Raw genomic sequence first — 689 nt, forward strand, 5'->3', positions numbered from 1 at the left:
ATAGGAGGATATCCCAACAAAGACGTAATGGGAGGAGGATATGAATTTATTGACATCTATCATAACGGGAAGAGACTCATACGAAAATGGGGAAAAGATCCTTTAGGTGATGTCGGGTATTTAACAACAAATGCAACTGACAAAAATTTTTATATTAAAGTACCACTAGACGACAACAGTTTCGCATTGTTGTTCGCCGGCCTCGTTTTCGATGGTGACGATGAAGCCGGTGAAATGATTATTGTTGTAGTCAATCAGGACAAAGCCACAGTGGTTTACGACAGACCGGCATGTGCTTACTCTTTCACGCCAGATCCCAACTTTGCCATCGAATTTACAGAAAAAATCGAATGGGATATAGAAGTTATTGAGGGCTTAGAAATTCCAGCTTACGTAAAAGCTGACATGAAAGCCACCAAGCACAAAATATGGAAGGAAGGCAACATGCTCAAATATAAATCATGGAATTAACACACTGAAATATGCGGCGGACCGTACAATATTGTCCGCCGCATATTCCTTCCTCACCGGCCACCACAGGAGGTCGTACAATGCCGCTCCAACGCAGCCATCAAGTAAAAAAAACATTACACACGTAAAATATATTTAGAAAATATTTTATATTCTTATTGTTTATTGCCGCTATTTTATTACATTTGCAAATAACGTCCAATCTTTTCTCCTATGAG

Annotated in this window: 1 protein-coding gene; it reads left to right on the forward strand. The window is 39.5% G+C overall.

What is annotated here, in order from left to right:
• Positions 1-471 (forward strand): hypothetical protein (locus C5S62_RS13495; protein WP_190311545.1); only part of this gene is annotated, 471 nt, incomplete at its 5' end.
• Positions 472-689: the final 218 nt, after the last annotated feature.

Source organism: Prevotella sp. MGM2 (assembly GCF_002933955.1).
GTDB lineage: Bacteria > Bacteroidota > Bacteroidia > Bacteroidales > Bacteroidaceae > Alloprevotella.